The organism is Coleofasciculus sp. FACHB-542 (assembly GCF_014695825.1).
GTDB lineage: Bacteria > Cyanobacteriota > Cyanobacteriia > Cyanobacteriales > FACHB-T130 > FACHB-T130.
In genome coordinates this window covers 44,314-63,365 of the sequence record NZ_JACJPB010000053.1, presented here as the reverse complement: position 1 = coordinate 63,365, position 19,052 = coordinate 44,314, and the positions used below count along the sequence as shown (strand labels likewise).

The window sequence follows — 19,052 nt, the reverse complement described above, 5'->3', positions numbered from 1 at the left end:
TATGAACTTCGGCTCAGTCAAAGGTAAGATGAGTAAAACTTATGACCGGCAGCTAGCAATCGCCTAATTTTAGACCCCATATTACCCCAGCGACGACTTTTGCAAGAGGTCTAATAGCGATCGCTCAAAACAGAGAGTTATAAAGGACAAATAGCACTGTAGTCCTATTAAATCCAAAACCATCACAAGATAGGCGTGGCATGGAGCGAATTATATTGGGCTAACAAAGTAACTATGCCAGGTTTGCACCAGTTTCTCAGCCGCTATCGTTCCTTCCAGAGGGAAACATGAAAGAAATTCTTTATCAGTAGTGGAATCGTAAGGCCCTTCTTTAACTTCAAAAATTACAGTATTTGGTACTAAAGCGATCAGTGTATGATAAGTTCCTTCGAGGAATTCAATACCAGAAGTTGTTCCATCGGCACTAATCTGTTCTTGGTGAATAATTGCGCCTTGATCGTTAAATAGAAGCATTCCTACGGCTCCCTGCAAAATCAGGCACAGCTCGAATCCATTGTGACCGATTTCCCGTTTATGGCGATGGGGACGCACATAAGTCCCTGGTTGCAGACAAATAAGCGATCGCTGAACTTTTTCATCTAAAGCGTGGAAGTTGTAACTTTGTCGTAAGCGATCGCTACTGGATGCCTGTTGAGCAACTGTATCTATTAAATTTTGGTCGAGACGTTTAAACATTTTTCTCCAAGGAAGTTTCTGACCAGACTTAGAAGTCTGGTCAGAAGGTAGGTTAAAAATACTTCCGATCAACTAGACACTTAATACTACTGAAGATGGAATATTGCCCACCATTGAAGGTGATAAATACTCCAGATACCACTCAATTGTTTCAGCTAGTCCTTTATCAAAAGAATATCGGGGACTCCACCCAAGCATTTTTTGCGCCTTTTCTGCCGATACCTGCTGGTGCCAAATTTCCCCGTGGCTTTGATTCATAATTACCGGCTCTATGTGTTCGCAATTCATCAGTTGCTGGAGCTTTTGCACGACTTCTAGCACCGTCCAACTACCACCCATTGCGAAGTTGAAAGCCTCTCCATGAACTTCTGGACGAGCTAGCCCTTCAAACATTGCAATATAGGCATGGGCTGCATCTTTGACATATAAAAAGTCCCGCATAAAATTACCTTTATCGGGCATACGAATGAGAGGACTTTCATTGCTCAGTAGCCTTCGGATCGTATTTGGGATCAGTCGGCTCCAGTTTAAATCTCCACCGCCGTAGATATTACCAAATCGCCCTACAGCCACAGGCAACCCGTAGCTGTGATAGTAGCTTCGAGCAATTAGGTCAGCGCAGCTTTTAGAGACATCGTAAGGATGTCTGCCCAGCGTTGGCATATCTTCTGTATAGGGTAAGACGGGACTATCACCGTAGGCTTTATCACTTGATGCCACGATTACCCGCCGCACCAAATCCGAACGGACGCGACAGGCTTCCAATATGTTGTATGTGCCACGAATGTTTATCTCAAATGCCAATCGAGGTTTCTCAAAGGCCAAACCTTCTACCGACACTGCTGCTAAGTGAAACACCGTATCAATGCCGCGATCGCCAATTACCTTTTCAAGTAAATCGTAATCCTCGATTGACCCAACAACATTGTTGACACGATGAACGATTCCACTACGCACAAAATGACTGTCTGGGTTCCAGTCAGCCAGTATCGTCGTCACCGTCGCGCCCTGCTCTAATAAGCACTCAGTCAACCAAGAACCCATAAAACCGGAAGCTCCGGTTACTAACACTCGATGATCGCGCAGAATATCACTCACTGATGCACCTAAATAAAAACTAACTCTGCACTAATATACAGTTTGTACATCTATCCAAAGTGTGATGCATACTACTTTTCCCCGAGAGAATTAGTTTTTTATGGATTTTGCGATCGCACTGATGAGATGAGCCATCGGCGAACCAAAACTCTAACCAGAGATTGCAGAATCTCTTTAAAGTTGTTTGAAATCTTAGTCTTGGAAGGCTTCGGAGTTTCCATCTTCCCCTCAAAACAGCCAAAAGCCGCTCTAAGTCATCCCACCATCAATCAGGTTACACAAGTAAAAAATGCAATCCTGACCCTGCTGCTGGCGCTGTTCATATAAGCTTGAGCCTTTGCATACAAAAGGCGTCTGTTCATTGATTAACGCTAATAATCTCAATATCCAAAAAAGTTCCAGCACTAAATCACAAGCGATCGCTAAACTCAATAGAAGCGATCGTGTCCAGGCGGTGCGAAGACAAGGTAACTGGGTTTAAATCTCTCAAAGAGTAACATCACAACCTGGAGCGACACCGGAGGTGGTTAAACCTCTCAAGGGTTGGGTACTCAAATACTGATATTAATAGATACTCAGAAGATAAATTTAATTGATGGCGAAAATAGGGAAGCCGCTCGTTTTAAATCTATTGGACTTCCCCAATTCTCCGTAAAATCCTAAGCGCTAATCAGCACCATCTAGTCCCAACGAGGAATATCGGCATCTTCCCCACCAATACCGATTCCGGTGTTAAATATTTCAGCATCCGTGAGAATCAGGTCATCCATTGATGCCCCATACACATTAGCGTCATAAATTTTAGCGTTCGTAAAATTCACGGCGTTGAGATTGGCTTGCTGAAAATTGGCATTCGTTACAAAAGCTGATGTTAAATTAGCTGCTGTCAAGTTTGCCTTCGTCAGATCAGCACCTTCGAGGTTTGCATTCGTCAGGTTAGCGCCTTGCAAATTGGCTTCTCTCAAGTCCGCACCAATCAAATGTGCGCCGCTGAGATTGGCTCCTGATAAATCGCACCGAACACATTCCCTCGTTGACAATAGCTGTTTTACGTGTAGCGGATTCTCCGCTTTCACTGGCATAGTTAAAAATAGTGGAGCGAGTAATGTTAGTGTCGCGAATAGCTTGAGTTTCATAATACTCCCCCTTTATCAAAAAGGTTGTTCCGTTTTCTTCCTCACACCTTTATTATCTCACTAAGATTCTGTGGTAGACATTGATTGATGCCACATATAACTTGTGATAGAGAACATAGGATTTAATCACTCGTTAGCAGGATTGCGATAGTGCTTAATTGGGATAAGATGCGATGAATTTCTACCGCTCTAGCATCTTCAATCTGGGTTGAGTGTACCGGGTGCAAGGCGCGATCGCATCAAATCGCATCAATCTGCTTTTAATCTATCTTTTGGTAGAGAAAGAACCTCAATCCTCTCCTCGTAACAGCCAAAAGCCGCTATACGTCATCCCCGACTCATCCGGTTGCACCAGCAAAAAGTGCAATCCGCGACTCTGCTGCTGGCGCTGTTGATAAGCTTTAGCTGCTGCCGTAACTTCTTTATCCTCAAAAGTGGCAACAATCCAGCGGTCAACCAATCCCGCTTCTAATATCAACCCATCCGGCGCACCCGCAATGTAATTAAGAGACACGGGACGCGCTTCTTGTAGCCAACGCGCCAAACGCATCGATTGCCGCCCACCGTAAATGACCACACCGGGAACGGGCACCGTAGACGCTAAACCCAGATTGATCGGCAAAAGAAATTCTGGCATCTCCAGAATCGGAATCGGGCGTTCTGCAAAAGCTTCCACCACAGCAACCGCCGGAAGCGTGGCAAATCGCCATTGTTCTCCCCAGAGGTTTTCTGGCAATGGGACTGGCGGCGGCTTGTCCAGAGATGAGAGTTCGCCAGTGTAAGTATAGTTATCGAGATGGGGGTATTGTTGCGCCTTTTCTTGCAAATATTCCTTCAGTGCCCTAGTGCGTCGAGTTGCTTCCACCTGAATACCCAGTTGTTGCGCCGCTGCCTGAATCAAACTCAACGACTGGGGACGAAATACTTGGATGAGATTCGGCAGATTTCCACCCGCTGCTTGCTGTAACTGAGAAACCAACCAACTAGCATTCGCTTCAGATTGAGGACAAAAGGCGTCATAACGAAAGCTGCGTGTGGCATCGCAAAGCAACAACTCCCACAACACCTGCCCTTTTTCATCTTTGAGAGGACGCCGATAAAAATCAGCTTGCCAAACCCGATTCATCTGTTCTCTCTTCCTTTGCTTCTTTGCGGTTCAAAAAAAAGCAGGTGGGCACTGCCCACCCTACTTTTAGCTCAAAATCGAGTCAATTCATACCTAATGTAGGGGCGTGCCGTTTGCCCCTACAAATTTGCTACGCCAGCGCGCTTGCCAGAATTGGTTCAGTACCGACTGAAGTTCCCGGCGCGTACACCTGAGTCACATAGTCCGCAATCATCCGGTCGGTGTTGAATAGCGGCGAATTTGTCTTAATCGACGCCTTCATCATTTGAATCCAGCGATGAGGAACTCCCTTCTCATCTTGGTCATAGTAGAGAGGAACGATTTCCTCTTCTAGTAGGTGGTAGAGAGATTCCGAATCAATCCGGTCTTGCAACTCTTGGTCGCTGGTGTGGGCATCTTCACCGATTGCCCAGCCATTGCTTCCCTTACCATCTTGTCCTTCTTGATAGCCTTCGCACCACCAGCCATCGAGGACACTGCAATTAATGCCGCCGTTGAAGCAGACTTTTTGTCCACTCGTACCGGAGGCTTCTAGAGGACGACGCGGGTTGTTCAACCAAACATCAACACCTTGCACCAAATGTTGACCCGTGTAGATGTCGTAATCTTCAACTAAGGCAACTCGGTTGAGAATATCGGGGTGCTTGCACCACTCCATCAACCGCTGGATAATCCGCTTGCCTTCTTCGTCGTGGGGGTGCGCTTTTCCGGCAAAGACAATTTGCACGGGTCGTTGGGAATTCCCAAATATCCTCAAGGCGCGTTCGGCTTCCCGCAGCAGCAAGTCACCCCGCTTGTAAGGGCTGAAGCGCCGCGCAAATCCGATCGTCAGCACGTTGGGGTCTAGCAGCTTGTCGGCGGCATCAATGCGGAATTGCTCTTCACCGCGACCAATCCTTGCCAATTTCACCTTAGAACGGGTATGAGCAATCAGGCACTCTTTGAGAACTTGGTGCCGCCACCAGATTTCCTCATCGGGAATTCCGTCCACCTTTGCCCACATCTGTTTGTCAGCCATGCGGGTTGACCAATCTTCACCCAGGTACTGGGAATATAGGTCGCCCATCAGGGGTGCTGTCCAGGTACGCGCATGGACGCCATTGGTAATGTGACCAATAGGCACTTTCTCTTCGCTACGGTCGGGATAGAGAATGTTCCACATCTTGCGGGAAACTTGACCGTGCAGTTCGCTGACACCGTTGGCAGTGCGACACATCCGCAAAGCTAAGACGGTCATGCCGAAGGGTTCCCAAGGGTCGCCCAGGCGGCGTGCCCCTAAGGCGAGGAATTGCTCGCGCGACAGACCCAATGTAGGCCAGTAGTGAGCAAAGTAGGAATCCATCAGGTCTGAGGAGAAGACATCGTGACCTGCGGGAACGGGAGTGTGGGTGGTGAAGACGCAGCGATCGCGCACCAATCCCTCTATATCATAGAAAGACTTGCCGGTACGCTGAATTTCTTGTCGCGCAATCTCTAGGGTGCAGAATGCCGCGTGACCTTCGTTCAGATGACAAACCGATGGATCGATCCCCAGTGCTGCCAGCGCCCGAACGCCGCCAATCCCCAGCACGACTTCCTGGGCGATGCGGGTTTCTTGGTTGCCGCCGTACAGGTGCCCTGTCAACCAGCGGTCAATTGGATCGTTGTCGTGTCGGTCGGTATCTAGGAGGTAAAGATTGACGCGACCGACTCGCGCCAGCCAAATTTGGGCTTTGACAATCCGTTGCCGGATTTCCATCTCAATGGTGATGGGTTCCCCTTGCTGGTTTTTGAGCAACTCCAGGGGCATCTGGTCAAAGGGATTGTTAACGTAGTTTTCTTCCTGCCAACCGCCACTATTCAACCGTTGACGGAAATAACCTTGGCGATAACAAAGCCCTACCGCGACCATCGGCACGCCTAAATCAGAGGCGGACTTCAGGTGATCTCCGGCTAAAATTCCCAAACCGCCGGAGTAGATAGGGAGGGATTCGTGGATGCCAAATTCCGCACAAAAATAGGCGACAGGTCGCTGTGGGGAAATTTGCGGCGCGACGCGAGACGCCCAAGCATTTTTTTCGTTCATGTACTTGTCAAATTGCTCGACAAGTGCATTCACCCGTTTGATATAAGCGGGGTCTTGAGCGAGCTGGGTGAGGCGCACTAAAGAAGCTGATTCCAGGATGGCGACAGCGTTATGTCCGCAGCGGTGCCATTCATCAGGATTAATGTTCTGAAATAGAGAAGTGCGATCGCTCGTCCAACTCCACCAATAGTTATATGCCAGGTCTGCCAATCGCTTGAGAGGAAACGGTAGCTTCGCACGCAGCGTTTCAATTGTTGTCATAAATTCCGTTGCACTACACTTGACAGGCTTGCTCTTGACGTTCGTCTGGATAGGGAGCGTGTTATCTTCTACGGGTTGTTTGGCTTTTAGCTAAAAAAAGTAGAGGCGCTAAGAGCCTAAAAACATCCTGCTATCCAGCCCGATTTATAGCTTTACAGGATTTCCTATATAAACTGTGTTTTTTTACACTCTTTACATTTTTCCCCCAAAAATTAGTCAAGTAATCTAAGGAAGATTATGGTTTTGTTAAGTTTTATCAGACAACGCCCAAACCGTGCCTAATCTAAACAGCCGGTTTTGCGACTTTCTCAACCCCAGACTGGCTGTAGTTGTGCCAATTAGTCATGAAAATTACAGTTAAATTGGTTAGAGTACCAACGATTCATTAAATTAACTAAGGGGGAAAAAGCCTCAACTGACTCGGCACCCCGGTTGTTAAACTCTCAATTTTCAAAGTCGCTTTAGCTTATGAATCCTGCCCTGACTCAATTTGGCGATTGTATGTCCCACCTCACTGGGGTGCGGGCAATTATGAAGGATATTAAGGAAACTCTGCAAGCAGGTATTGGACAGGAATATATTAATTTAAGTCCTGGGAATCCAGTGATTTTGCCAGAAGTAGAGCAGTTATGGCGGGATTACACCGAAGAATTGCTCGCTAGCTCAAATTACGGGAATGTAGTTTGTCGCTATGGTGACTCTCAAGGCTATGAGCCATTAATCGAAGCGGTAGAAAAGGATTTCAATCGCCGCTACGGGCTAAATCTGACTCATCGCAATATTCTGATTACCCCTGGCAGTCAAACGCTTTATTTCTTTGCAGCGAATGCCTTTGGGGGGTACACCACAAGCGGTAAATTAAAGCAAATTATCCTGCCCCTGAGTCCAGATTACACGGGTTATGGGGGTCTGACTTTAACCCCAGAAGCCTTATTTGCCTATAAACCCGCGTTAGACATTGATGCGGCTGCCCATAGGTTCAAATATCGTCCGGACTTCAGCAAACTGAAGATTACAGAAGATACGGGTTGCGTGTTATTCTCGCGTCCTTGTAACCCAACCGGCAACGTCCTCACGGATGACGAGGTGAAAAAAATTGCCGGTTTGGCTGCGCCTTATGATGTCCCAGTCTTGATCGATTCTGCGTATGCACCTCCGTTCCCGGCGTTAAATTTTACCGAGATGACGCCGGTATTTGGAGAGAACATCCTGCACTGCATGAGCTTATCGAAAGCGGGGCTACCCGGAGAAAGGATTGGGATTGCAATTGGGGAGGAAAAGTGGATTCAGGCGCTGGAGTGTTTCCAGACGAATATGTGTATTCATTCATCTCGGTATGGACAAGCGATCGCAGCCCGTGCGATTGAAACGGGAACGCTAGCAGAAATCGCTACCACGGTGATTCGCCCCTACTACCAGAAAAAGTTTGATGTTGTGGAAAGCAGCATCGAACAGGCAATGCCCAAAGATTTGCCTTGGTTCCTGCATCGCGGCGAAGGAGCAATCTTTGCATGGCTGTGGTTACAAGATTTACCCATTACAGACTGGGAACTGTACCAGCAGTTAAAGCAAGTCGGTGTCATTGTCGTACCAGGTAGCTCTTTCTTCCCCGGATTGCGCGAAGAATGGGCGCACAAGCAACAATGTATTCGGATTAGCCTGACTGCTACAGACCAGGAGATTGAAATCGGGATACAGCGCTTAGCGAAGGTGGTAGAGCAAGTATATTCAGTTGTTAAATGTTAGAAAGCCCTGCCGGACAGAATTCGCGGCTATGCAAACTAAGTCAGAAAAGCGCGGACTTTTAGAAGTCTCTGTGTCGCCGCCCCTTCCAGTTATCAAAGCATTCACTACTGTGTACACATATCTTTGATTAAGTGGCAAAACGTTGATTGCTCCCCCAATTTATCGGGGAGTTAGGGGGATCAAAACCGGACTGGCAAGTACAAGAAGATTTGTGCGTACACGGTAGGGCATGAAAAAGAATACGGAATACGGAATACAGAAAGCTGATGACCAATGACCAGTGGTTAGAAATTGGCACAATTGTTGCCGCTCAAGGGATGAAAGGGGAGTTGCGGGTGTATCCAGAATCCCAATTCCCAGAACGCTTTGAGGAACCGGGAGAGCGTTGGATGTTGCGACCGGGCGAGACAGAACCGCAGCCAGTGAAATTGGTGAAAGGGCGGTATATAGATGGTAAAAATCTATACGTTGTACAGCTTGCTGAGGTAGAAAATCGGGATCGAGCGGAGGCGCTAGCGGGAACCAAGTTAATGGTGAAAGCTTCCGATCGGCCGATCTTGGAAGAAGATGAATACCACGTTCTAGACTTAATTGGGATGGAAGTTTTTCTTCAAGAATCGGGAGAAAACTTGGGCGTGGTGGTGAATGTATTTCCGGCTGGCAACGATTTACTAGAAGTACAGTTGCACCAGCAACCTGTAGCTGTAGCGCCAGAGGATGAGCCGGAAACACCCCAGAAAGGGGAAGTCAATCGAACCAGTAAAAAACGGAAAGTTCTTAGACCCAAGCCACCGAAGCTGTCTACCATTTTGATTCCTTTTGTGAAAGCGATCGCGCCTGTGGTAGACCTGGAGAATCGACGAATTGAAATTACGCCACCGCCTGGATTGCTAGAAATGAATCAGGACGTTTGAATTTGTTCAGAATCCTAGCGCGATCGCAACCAAGCATCTATCTCGGAATCTATCTCGGAAAATTATTTCCTAAAATAACCATGCCGTCCCCAAAAGGACGGCATGGCTACATTAACGATTCTTTGTTAATTGCTCAAGAATGCTGGTGAAGTCATTACCAAAGCGCTGGCACTGGCGCTGCCTCAGTCGTCTGCGGTTCGGTTTGAGCTGTATCTGGAGTGCTTGTGGTCTCTCCAGTGGTTGTTGTCGGACCAGGAGACGGTGTTGTCTGCACCGTTCTTCGCTGAATCGTTGTCTCTTCCACTCGACGGGTTCTGTTGAGGCGAGTAGTATCTGTCGCATCGGCTGCTTCAACCATACTCACATTGCTAGCCATATTCTGGTCATCCAATGTGGCGCTAATCTCCATTCCTGGCATGAGGTTCAACCGAGTTAGATCCTCTGGTGAGAGCATCATACTTCTGGTTGTACCGTCTGGCAGTCTTAGCGTGACTACATTGCCTCTAATGCTGCTGACGGTGCCTCTAACTACTTGATTCGTATCGGTTGAGTTAGGAGTAGTTGTGTTGGTGTTGGTTGGATTGGCAGTAGGTGTGTCGGTGTTTGTTTGGCTAATGAGCTGCCTTGATTCACCTTCAGATACTGGGCGAGCGATCGCTGGAAACACCGATACTGCCGAGAGTAACAGTGTTAGCATCGTACCTGTCAATACTTTGGTTTTTTGTAAACGCATTACACCCTCACTTTTAAAATATTTGGGTAATAAACTTGACTATCGGCAACAGTTGTACTTAGCAACGGATGAAAATGCCTGGATTATTGCCCAAATCCTATCTAGCTCTACTGAAGATTCAATCTACCGGACTATATAAGCCCTTAGGAGTAGAGCTGGGAATAAAATCTGACTTTGTGAGACTTGACAAGACTAGGAAAATCCAATTTTAAACAAGTCAGTCAGCTCAGTGTGATTTACAGTTTTGATCTCAGATAATAATTCGATAAGAGTCGTTGACCAGGGAAAAGAGAGGACAGGAATGCTGGGAGGTAAATTACCATCTGGAAGCTTCAAGCTGCTGTGCTTCAGTACAGCGGTTCTATTGCTGGGCGTTCGGCAGCAGACGGCTGCCTCAGTTCCAACACAAGCTTTGGCAACTACCAGAGAGGCAACGATCGAATTGCCTTCGGAACCACAATTGCCTCCTCTGGGGGCACCCTCTCTCTATCTGCCTTTGGAGGAACTCTCCCCAGCGAGTACCACGCCTGATACTCATTTAGTGATTAAATTAAGCGATCGCCGCGTCTATGTCTACCGAGACAATCAGGTGAAAGCAAGTTATCCGATCGCGGTCGGTAAAAAGGGTTGGGAGACGCCTACAGGCACGTTTAAGGTGACGCAAATGCTACGCAATCCAGCTTGGCAGCATCCTTGGAATGGAAAGGTCGTCCCTCCAGGCGCAGATAATCCTTTAGGAGCCAGGTGGATCGCTTTTTGGACAGACGGACGCAATTTTATCGGGTTTCATGGCACCCCCCAGGAAAAACTGGTGGGACAGGCAGTTTCTCACGGCTGCGTCCGGATGCGTAATCAGGATATTTTGGCTTTGTATGCACAGGTCAACATCGGAACTCCTGTAAAAGTAGAGCCTTAGAGTCCTGAAAGTTGCCCAATTAAAAATACAGCGGCTTGTTAATTTTTAATTAAACCAAAGGCAACAAAATCTCAAATTCGGTGCCAATGCCTGGTTTAGGTTCTCCGCTGGAATTGCTAGGAGTGGCATACCCCTGAGGAGATCCGCTCTCTGGGCATCCACTGCGCGAGTAATCCTCAGGACATACACTAAGCGAGTCGCCCAAACGGCATACACTACGCGATCGCATTCTTAATTTTCCACCGTGCTTCGCCGTCACAATCTGATAACTTACCGATAAACTCGTCTCTTTAGCAGAGCGTTTCTCTACAGAAAAAGACTCAAGAATTTGCTGCTGTACTTCAGGAGACATCCCAGGGCCATTATCGGCAATGCGAATGGAAACCCACCGCGAATCAGAAATTCCTGTCTGACTTGCCTTGTGCGAACAAACCTCAGTCGTGATTTCGATCCGAGGTTTCTCTTGAATATTCGGGGGCAATGTTCCTTGAAAATCTTGAGTAAACTGCTGAACGACTGCTTGATTAATCAATGCATCAATCGCATTCGTCAGGATATTCATGAAAACCTGATTCAATTGACCCGCGTAGCATTGTACCGGCGGCAAATGACCGTAATTTCTGATAATTTCAATTTCGCTGTTTACACGACTTTTTAAAAGCAAAACAATACTATCTAAACAAGCGTGCAAATCGGCAGGCTTGGGATAAACATCATCAATATGGCAGAAGTTTTGCAGACTCATCACGAGCTTTTTCAATCGTTCTGCTCCGGCTCGGATGCTGGAAATTGAGCGAGGTAAGTCTTGTTGTACAAAATCAAATTCTATGTCTTCTTTCAGAGCCGCAATTTCTTCAGGAATCTGCGGCAAATATGTCTCATAAGTAGACAGCAATTCTATCAAGTTTTCAGTGTAAGTTGAGACATACGTTAAGTTCCCCCAAATAAAGCCAACCGGGTCTAAAATTTCGTGAGCAACTCCGTCCACTAAGCGCCCTAAGCTTGCCATTTTCTCACTTTGAATCATCTGAGCTTGGGTGCGTTCATATCGCACCTGAGCTTCGATTCCCCGGATTTGCCAAGAAACAACATTCAAATCCTGAACATCTAACAGCCGATAATCAGATTCTCCCACTTGCACTACGACAGGTTCTGCCAAAAATTCAGGCGATCGCCGCAGCGCCTGCTGGGTTGCTGTCAAAATCGGCGTACTATCGGGAAGGATTAAAACCTCAGAGTGGGCGTACTTGTAGAGGATGTGCAGCGGTTTGTGCAAAAACAGCTCTAGTCGATGAGGACGGATCAGGTACTCCAAAAGCCGCCGCCGCGAAATCATCCCGGCAAACTGACCCTGTTCGACTAAGATGGCTCCTGGCAGTAGAGGATGCTTCTCAAAAATCCGGGCAATATCCACACCCAGACAGATGGGTTTTACCAGAAAGTTGTACAGCGGCAATTCCCCAAGAGTTGACTCTATAGAGAGGTCGCGATCGCTCCCTTGGGACAAGGACGGAAGTGATATAAATCCGTTTGGTACCGACACACAACGCCCACAAATGCAGCAGTGAAGCTGGAATCAGCTATGACCATAGACTACCATTTTCAGCAGTTTTCCACCTGCCCTTGAGGTTAATTTCTGCTACTATTTTCCAGAAAAATTGTGAACAAGCGCCTTAACCGAGTGGCAATCGGATCTCGAATTCTGTGCCCATCCTTGGTTGTGAATCTTCTATCTCCCTGGAATTAGCTAGCAACTGTGCCGCTGCTGGTGCCTCGCATCCGCTAGCCGCACTATAGATTCTGTCTTGCCGGGGATAGGAATCTGCGATTCCTATTCCTACGGCAGAAGCTACGGGCACCGACAACGCTTCAACTACGGAACCATTATGGGAGGCGGTGCTAGGAGGAGGATACGCCAAAGGCGAGCAATCCTCTGGACATACACTACGCGATCGCACCGATAAATGACCCCCGTGTTTCTCAGTAACAATTTGATAACTAATTGCCAATCCCAATCCCGTTCCCTTGCCCACCGGCTTTGTAGTAAAGAACGTCTCAAAAATCCGATCCTGAATTTCTGGTGGAATTCCCGGCCCATTATCCGCAATCCGGATTACAACCCATTCAGAATCTTGGATTTCTAAAACTTCCGTCGTAATCTCTATCTGGGGTTGCCAATCCGACCCGTCAGTGACTCGATCTTTGAGTGCATCAATCGCATTACTAATGATATTCATAAATACCTGACTCAGTTGACCTGAGTAGCAATTCACCAGTGGTAAATCGCCATATTTTTTAATTAATTGAATCCCCTGCTTGATGGGATTATTTAAAATTAATAAGGTACTTTCAATACATTCGTGTAAGTCAGCAGGCTGTCTCTTGGTTTCATCCATATGAGAAAAGTTTCGCAGACTGCCAACGATTTTTGTTAATCGTTCCGCACTCAGCTTCATACTTCCTATCAACTTAGGCAAATCTTCTAGAAGAAAATCATATTCAATTTCCTCTTTCAATTCTTCGATTGTATTCAAAGTTTCAGCTTTTTCATAAGCTGCCAATAAACCGATTAAATTTTTGTAATAAGTTTCTACAAAACCAAAATTCCCATTAATGCAGTTAATGGGGTTTCTAATCTCATGGGCAACCTCAGCAACCGTCCGTCCCAAACTCGCCATTTTTTCGGTTTGCAGCATCTGAGCTTTGGTTTGCTCGTTGAGTAACTCGGTTGTGAGTTCATGAATTTTTGACTGCGCCACCAATAATTGATGTACATCTAGTAATCGGTAAATTCCTGGCGCTAACTCTACCACAATCGGTTCATAGAGTAGCTCAGGAGGTCGTTGCAAAGACTGCTTTGCCGCCGCTACAATTAACGTATCGCCAGAAAGTTTCAAAACATGGGTACTGGCGAATTGATATAAAGATTGTAAGGGTCGTTTTAAAAATAATTCTAGTCCATAAGGACGGCTCATTTGTTCTAAAAATCGTCGCCGCGAAATCATTCCCGCAAACTGACTTTCTATCGTTAAAATGACTCCTGGTAGCAGCGCATTTCCTTCAAATTCTTTGTTAACTTCCTGCCCCAGACCAGAGGCTTCTATCTGAAAATCGTATAGCGGAAGCTCTTGAAGGGTTGACTCTAAATTGAGGTTCTTTATCTGGGACAGAGGAAGAACTGATAATTCCGGCGGAGATTCTTGCCAAGCCATCATAAATTACCTCAATCAGTTCTTATTCGCTGTATAGGGAGATGCAAAATTTACTTTATCCCCACATTCTACTGATTTAAGTTATAAATTTTACAGCTAAAACCTTAGTTTAACTTTAAATATGATTTAAAGATTTGATTAACTTTTGGTTAAAAAATGACGACTCAAGAGGTTTTTTAATTGTTATAAAAATACAATAATTTACACTTTTTACTAAACTAAAACAACTCTATATATTTATCTAAAGCGGAATAATTTGTATTCAAGAAGTTGCAGATGGCTCAAAAACGGATGAGCGATCGCGCGGTACGCAAAGCAGATGGCCTTCAGCCTTATCTCGTCCTGTCTGTTTTGCCTGATAAAGCTTTTTGTCCGCTGCTGCAATCAGCATTGCAGGCATAAACGTTGAGCTAGGAAAGATCGTAGCAACACCTAAACTTAAGGTGATGTAATCGCTTTCTGAGCAAGCATGGGCTATCTTCAAGGCTTTCACGGTCAGTCTGATGTGTTCTGCGACCTGAAGGGCACCCTCTAGCGATGTGTGCGGCAAAATCACGGCAAATTCTTCGCCCCCATAGCGTGCCACTAAATCTTCCGGTCGCTGCACTGCTTGCTGGATGGCACCCGCTACCTGTCGCAAAGTGTCATCACCCGCTTGATGACCGTAGGTATCGTTGTACTTTTTGAAGAAATCAACATCGCACAAGATCAGCGATAATGCTGAATTACTCGCCTGCATCTGGTGCCAACAGGAATCGAGATAGCTATCAAAACGGTGTCGGTTAGCAACCCCAGTCAAACCATCAGAAGTGGCAAGGCGCAGCAATTGTTGGTTTGCTGCTTCCAGATGAGTATAAAGTTGAGTGAGCAGTTCAGTTGCTAATTCGTGAATTTGCGACTGAGCAATCAGTAATTCATGTACATCTAATAATCGATAAACTTGCGGCGCGACCTCCACCACAATCGGTTCATAAAGTAACTCAGCCGCTCGTTGCAAAGAGTGACGCGCCGCCGCCACAATTAACGTATCGCCGTTCAGAATCAAAGTTTCCGTTTCGGCAGAACGATATAAACATTCAATGGGACGTTTGGAAAAGAGTTCCAATCCGTAGGGACGGCTCATGTATTCCAAAAATCGCCGCCGCGAAATCATCCCAGCGAATTGACCCTGCTTCATCAAGATGACGCCTGGGAGTAGCGGATTGGCTTTAAGAGTCTGAGTTACTTCCCAACCAAGTTGATGATATTCAATCTGACAATCGTGAAGCGATAGCGATCGCAGCGTGGACTCTAAACACAAGTCTTGCTGGCTTCGATTGGATGACAAAGGAAGTGATAAAAATGCGTTCAGCACAGGGTACCCCGCTGCATGAAAACGCAGCAATGGAAGCTTGAGTATACTTCAAGCTTAGGATAGCATTTTCACTAGCAATCGTCCGTGTTACAAACTACAAAGGTTCGGTAAACTCCGTAAATTTACGGTAAAGCAACCGATAGATAAGGGAGAAAGCGAGCAACTTTTGGTAATCGGGTTCGTCCACTAGCACATTCATCAGCCCTAGTGATGAGTAGTAATAACCGCTAAAATGTCTTGGCAACCTCATAAAGCTAAAAAAGGCTTCTCACGATCCAAAGCATGAATCAACTGCACAACGCTTTCACCTTGTTTTTGAGTTTGCTGGTAGAGGCAATGCCTTTCTTACTACTGGGGGTATTGCTCTCCGGTTTGCTCCTGTTGTGGATTGATGAGGGCAAGCTGATTTCTGCCATGCCGAAAAACCCCATTTTGGGGGCATTTGTAGGCAGTTGTGCGGGCTTTTTGTTTCCGGTGTGTGAGTGCGGCAACGTGCCGGTGGCGCGACGGTTGCTGATGCAGGGAGTGCCTGCACCTGTGGCAGTTGGGTTTTTGCTCGCGGCACCGACCATTAATCCGATCGTCATCTGGTCAACCTGGGTAGCGTTTCGAGATCAGCCAGAAATTGTCGTGTTGCGGGTGGTATTTTCTTTATCGATCGCGACAATTATTGCCTCGGTTTTCAGCGTTCAATCTAATCTGAAGCCGTTACTGCAACCCGCGATCGCTTGCGCCATACCTCAGATGCAAACTCAAGGGGCACGGGAAGACGATACTCCCACCTTGTTAAAATCCGGCACGTTTTGGCTGGGACAACCGCAACCGATAATGAGCGCCGTTGGCGTCTCCGGCGGTGGGATGATGGGTCAATCGATTACGTCAAAACCCCTGCCTTTCAAGCTGCGGATGTTCCTTGATAATACAGTGCAAGAGCTGCGGGAATTGGGAGGCGTGTTAATTTTGGGAAGCGCGATCGCAGCGGCGATTCAGGTACTCGCTCCCCGCGAACTGATCCTCAGCTTGGGTCAGGGACCAATCACCTCCATCCTTGCGATGATGGGATTAGCGGCTCTCGTGTCCATTTGTTCAACGGTCGATTCCTTTTTTGCCCTTTCCTTTGCCACAACATTTACCAGCGGCTCCTTGTTAGCCTTTCTGGTATTTGGCCCCATGATTGACCTCAAAGGCATCGGTTTGATGTTATCCATTTTCAAACCCAGAGCTGTGTTTTACCTATTTGGTCTTGCAGCTCAGCTGACTTTTATAATGACTCTCCTGTATACGTACTTTTTCTAAGATGAGTGGTGAGTTGCAATTGGCTCAGGGAAAACAGATTCCTAGAACGATTCACAATCAACCCGTCTTAAATTAGCGATTCGTACCCTTACCAATGACCAATCAACCAAAAATTATTTCTCAAAAATTTATAATTCCCGGCTTGGATGTCCTAGCACTAACGGCTTGGGGAGCCTTGCTCCTGAAATATTGGTTCACGGGTCAGTTATACCTGCTGATTCACAAAGATTACTTTAAATATGTTGTTGTCACTGCCATCTGCTTGTTAATTATGGCGGCATTGAGCGCCATGCAACTGATTGGGAAAATATTAAATAACCGGAAGGAAAAGCGGTCGGTGGCAGTTCTTCAGCACATCACCCTATTTCCTCCTGGTTGGAGCAGTGTATTGTTACTGTTGACGGCAATCGCTGGTTTATTGGTTGCCCCCCGCGCCTTTAACTCAAGCACAGCGCTCGATCGGGGAATTACCGATTCTTTGACCTTGACACGAGTGCAACCCCAATCATTTCGCTCTTCAACAAGACCGGAAGAGCGATCGCTCATGGACTGGGTGCGGACGCTCAACTTCAATCCAGAACCCGATACCTACACGGGTCAAAAAGTTAAAGTAAAGGGATTTGTTGTCCATCCACCAAAACTCTCTGAGCAATATCTGTTAATTTCGCAATTTGTGATTACCTGCTGTGCCGCAGATGCTTATCCCGTGGGACTGCCAGTGAAACTCACTGAAAACCGGACAGCTTATGCCCCTGATACTTGGTTAGAAGTTGAAGGTGAGATGATCACTGAAACTCTAGAAAACAAACGCCAACTCACCATCAAGGCAAACTCCCTCAAAAAAATAGAAGCACCGAAGAACCCGTATGATTATTAGACGATTTTAGATTTTAGATTGGCGAGGACGAAGGCAGTGATAAATCGAAAATCAAAAATCGAAAATCGAAAATGGGGGCAACCTGTTGACCGTCTAGCGCTAACGCTAATGCTGGTGCTAAGCGTGGTGATTGGGCTAGTCGTGTGGGGTGGCGATGCCTGCGGCACGAACTGTTTTTTAGTCACCGGGCCTCGCGTGCGGGATTTCAACTGGCAGGGAGAAAAAATAGGTGTTGAGGATACTTCCTTTATCCTCACCTTTAGCCGCCCGATGGAACACAGCAGCGTGGAAGCAAATCTGCGAATCGCTCCACCTTTGGGGGGTAAATTCAGTTGGGCGGGGAGGAAGATGTCTTATACCCTCACTTCCCCAGCATCCTATGACACTGACTATAAAGTGGAATTACAGGGGGCGCGAGAGCGCTTGGGGACTCAAGGAAAAACAGGAAGGGCAATTCAGCCGTTTACGAGTCAGTTTCGCACCCGCGATCGCGCTTTTATCTACCTGGGCGTTGAGAAAGAAGAACAGGGACAGTTAATCCTCTACAACCTCACCCAAAACAAAAAAACCGTTCTGACGCCTAAAGACCTCGTGGTGATGGACTTTAAGGTGTATCCAGATGGTGACAAGGTTTTGTTTTCTGCCACCGACGTGACGAATAACCAACCCGGTGTATTGGCGCAACAACTGTACACCGTCAGTACCGGACTCCATTACAAAACCAAAGGAAAATCTGAAAAGGATCTCGATCCCCCAGGCAGAATGAATCTGGTTTTAGATAATAAAAATTACCAGAATCTCAAATTTGACTTAGCGGCGGATGGGCAAACGATTGTTGTTCAGCGGGTGAACAGCCAAAATCCAGCCGAATTTGGCTTGTGGGTAGTCCGACCGAATGCACAGCCGCAACCGCTGAATAACCAACCGGGCGGGGATTTTTTGATTGCGCCGGATAGTGCCTCGGTGGCAAGCGCTCAGGGAGAGGGCATCGCGATTCTGCCGCTGACACCAGGAGCCAAACCGCTAGATTTTCTGCCCAAGTTTGGGATGGCGCTGGATTTTGCCAGAGATGGCTCGGCAGCAGCGATGGTGAAATTTAATACAGATTACACGCGATCGCTCTTTTTAGTCACCAACCAAGGCGCACAGAAAGAACTGCTGCGAACAAATGGCTCAATACTCAACTGTCAGTTTGCTCCCTATAAGGAAACGCTCTACTGCCTGCTGACTCAGTTACTGCCAGGCGAAGAGTACCAAGAACAGCCTTACATTGCGGAAATTGACCTCCAGACAGAGAAAGGAATTCTGGATGCAAAGGCGATCGAGCCGCTGTTGCTCCTGCCCATCCAGCGGGATATTCAGATGAGTCTGGCACCGGATGGGTTAGCGCTGCTGTTTGACCAAGTTGTGACCAACGAGACGGCAACCGCGGCAGACAGTTTGAGAACCAGTGAAGGACAAGCGATCGCGACCAGTCGCCTTTGGCTGCTTCCCCTGAGCCAGCCAGAAGCTGCACAACCCCAAGCCCAGCTCCAACCAGAGGCGCTGCCTTTCGCTGGATTTCATCCGCGCTGGGTACCATAAAAGAGCCAAGTTTTACTCATTTAAAAGGCAAAATAAAG

15 protein-coding genes are annotated in these 19,052 nt (G+C 47.0%); 6 read left to right on the top strand and 9 right to left on the bottom strand.

Annotated elements, in window-relative coordinates; genetic code table 11:
* Positions 1–210: 210 nt before the first annotated feature.
* The 5 genes from H6F52_RS22280 to glgP form a co-directional block, all read right to left on the bottom strand.
* On the bottom strand, positions 211–696 hold the full coding sequence (locus H6F52_RS22280; RefSeq protein WP_190430345.1) for a WbuC family cupin fold metalloprotein: 486 nt from the start codon (positions 694–696) through the stop codon (positions 211–213).
* 72 nt (positions 697–768) lie between these two features.
* Positions 769–1,794 carry a GDP-mannose 4,6-dehydratase gene (locus tag H6F52_RS22275; protein ID WP_190536787.1) on the bottom strand — a complete coding sequence of 342 codons (1,026 nt, stop codon included), beginning with the start codon at positions 1,792–1,794 and terminating at the stop codon, positions 769–771.
* Positions 1,795–2,474: 680 nt separating this feature from the next.
* Entirely contained in the window at positions 2,475–2,930 is a 456-nt protein-coding gene (locus H6F52_RS22270; RefSeq protein ID WP_190432405.1) for a pentapeptide repeat-containing protein, read from the bottom strand.
* 289 nt (positions 2,931–3,219) lie between these two features.
* Complete coding sequence (locus tag H6F52_RS22265; RefSeq protein ID WP_190536786.1) at positions 3,220–4,056, bottom strand: Tab2/Atab2 family RNA-binding protein; 837 nt, start codon at positions 4,054–4,056, stop codon at positions 3,220–3,222.
* Positions 4,057–4,186: 130 nt separating this feature from the next.
* Positions 4,187–6,382, bottom strand: coding sequence for an alpha-glucan family phosphorylase (glgP, locus tag H6F52_RS22260; RefSeq protein WP_190536785.1), 2,196 nt, complete (start codon positions 6,380–6,382; stop codon positions 4,187–4,189).
* 468 nt (positions 6,383–6,850) lie between these two features.
* Between glgP and H6F52_RS22255 the strand changes: the two genes are divergently transcribed.
* Together H6F52_RS22255 and rimM are read left to right on the top strand one after the other, a co-directional pair.
* Positions 6,851–8,128, top strand: coding sequence for a valine--pyruvate transaminase (locus H6F52_RS22255; RefSeq protein WP_190536784.1), 1,278 nt, complete (start codon positions 6,851–6,853; stop codon positions 8,126–8,128).
* A 266-nt stretch (positions 8,129–8,394) separates the two neighbouring features.
* Positions 8,395–9,042: a ribosome maturation factor RimM gene (gene rimM / locus H6F52_RS22250; RefSeq protein ID WP_190536783.1), complete on the top strand. Its 648-nt coding sequence runs from the start codon at positions 8,395–8,397 to the stop codon at positions 9,040–9,042.
* 154 nt (positions 9,043–9,196) lie between these two features.
* Here rimM and H6F52_RS22245 read toward each other — a convergent pair whose 3' ends face one another.
* Entirely contained in the window at positions 9,197–9,775 is a 579-nt protein-coding gene (locus H6F52_RS22245) for a hypothetical protein (protein ID WP_190536782.1), read from the bottom strand.
* A gap of 301 nt (positions 9,776–10,076) precedes the next feature.
* Here H6F52_RS22245 and H6F52_RS22240 point away from each other — a divergent pair, with 301 nt between their 5' ends.
* A complete protein-coding gene (locus tag H6F52_RS22240) occupies positions 10,077–10,691 on the top strand; it encodes a L,D-transpeptidase family protein (protein WP_190536781.1) in 615 nt (204 codons plus the stop codon).
* A 49-nt stretch (positions 10,692–10,740) separates the two neighbouring features.
* Here the strand turns inward: H6F52_RS22240 and H6F52_RS22235 are convergent, their stop codons facing one another.
* The 3 genes from H6F52_RS22235 to H6F52_RS22225 form a co-directional block, all read right to left on the bottom strand.
* On the bottom strand, positions 10,741–12,234 hold the full coding sequence (locus H6F52_RS22235) for an ATP-binding protein (RefSeq protein ID WP_190432391.1): 1,494 nt from the start codon (positions 12,232–12,234) through the stop codon (positions 10,741–10,743).
* A 130-nt stretch (positions 12,235–12,364) separates the two neighbouring features.
* Complete coding sequence (locus tag H6F52_RS22230) at positions 12,365–13,906, bottom strand: ATP-binding protein (RefSeq protein ID WP_190432389.1); 1,542 nt, start codon at positions 13,904–13,906, stop codon at positions 12,365–12,367.
* A 259-nt stretch (positions 13,907–14,165) separates the two neighbouring features.
* The gene (locus tag H6F52_RS22225) at positions 14,166–15,257 is read right to left on the bottom strand and encodes a diguanylate cyclase (protein ID WP_190432387.1); all 1,092 of its coding nucleotides are present in this window, start codon (positions 15,255–15,257) and stop codon (positions 14,166–14,168) included.
* Between the two features lie 282 nt (positions 15,258–15,539).
* Here H6F52_RS22225 and H6F52_RS22220 point away from each other — a divergent pair, with 282 nt between their 5' ends.
* The 3 genes from H6F52_RS22220 (at position 15,540) to H6F52_RS22210 (ending at position 19,014) form a co-directional block, all read left to right on the top strand.
* A complete protein-coding gene (locus H6F52_RS22220) occupies positions 15,540–16,553 on the top strand; it encodes a permease (RefSeq protein WP_190411675.1) in 1,014 nt (337 codons plus the stop codon).
* 94 nt (positions 16,554–16,647) lie between these two features.
* Entirely contained in the window at positions 16,648–17,430 is a 783-nt protein-coding gene (locus tag H6F52_RS22215) for a TIGR03943 family protein (protein ID WP_190411676.1), read from the top strand.
* 108 nt (positions 17,431–17,538) lie between these two features.
* Complete coding sequence (locus tag H6F52_RS22210) at positions 17,539–19,014, top strand: hypothetical protein (protein WP_242034034.1); 1,476 nt, start codon at positions 17,539–17,541, stop codon at positions 19,012–19,014.
* Positions 19,015–19,052 lie beyond the last annotated feature (38 nt).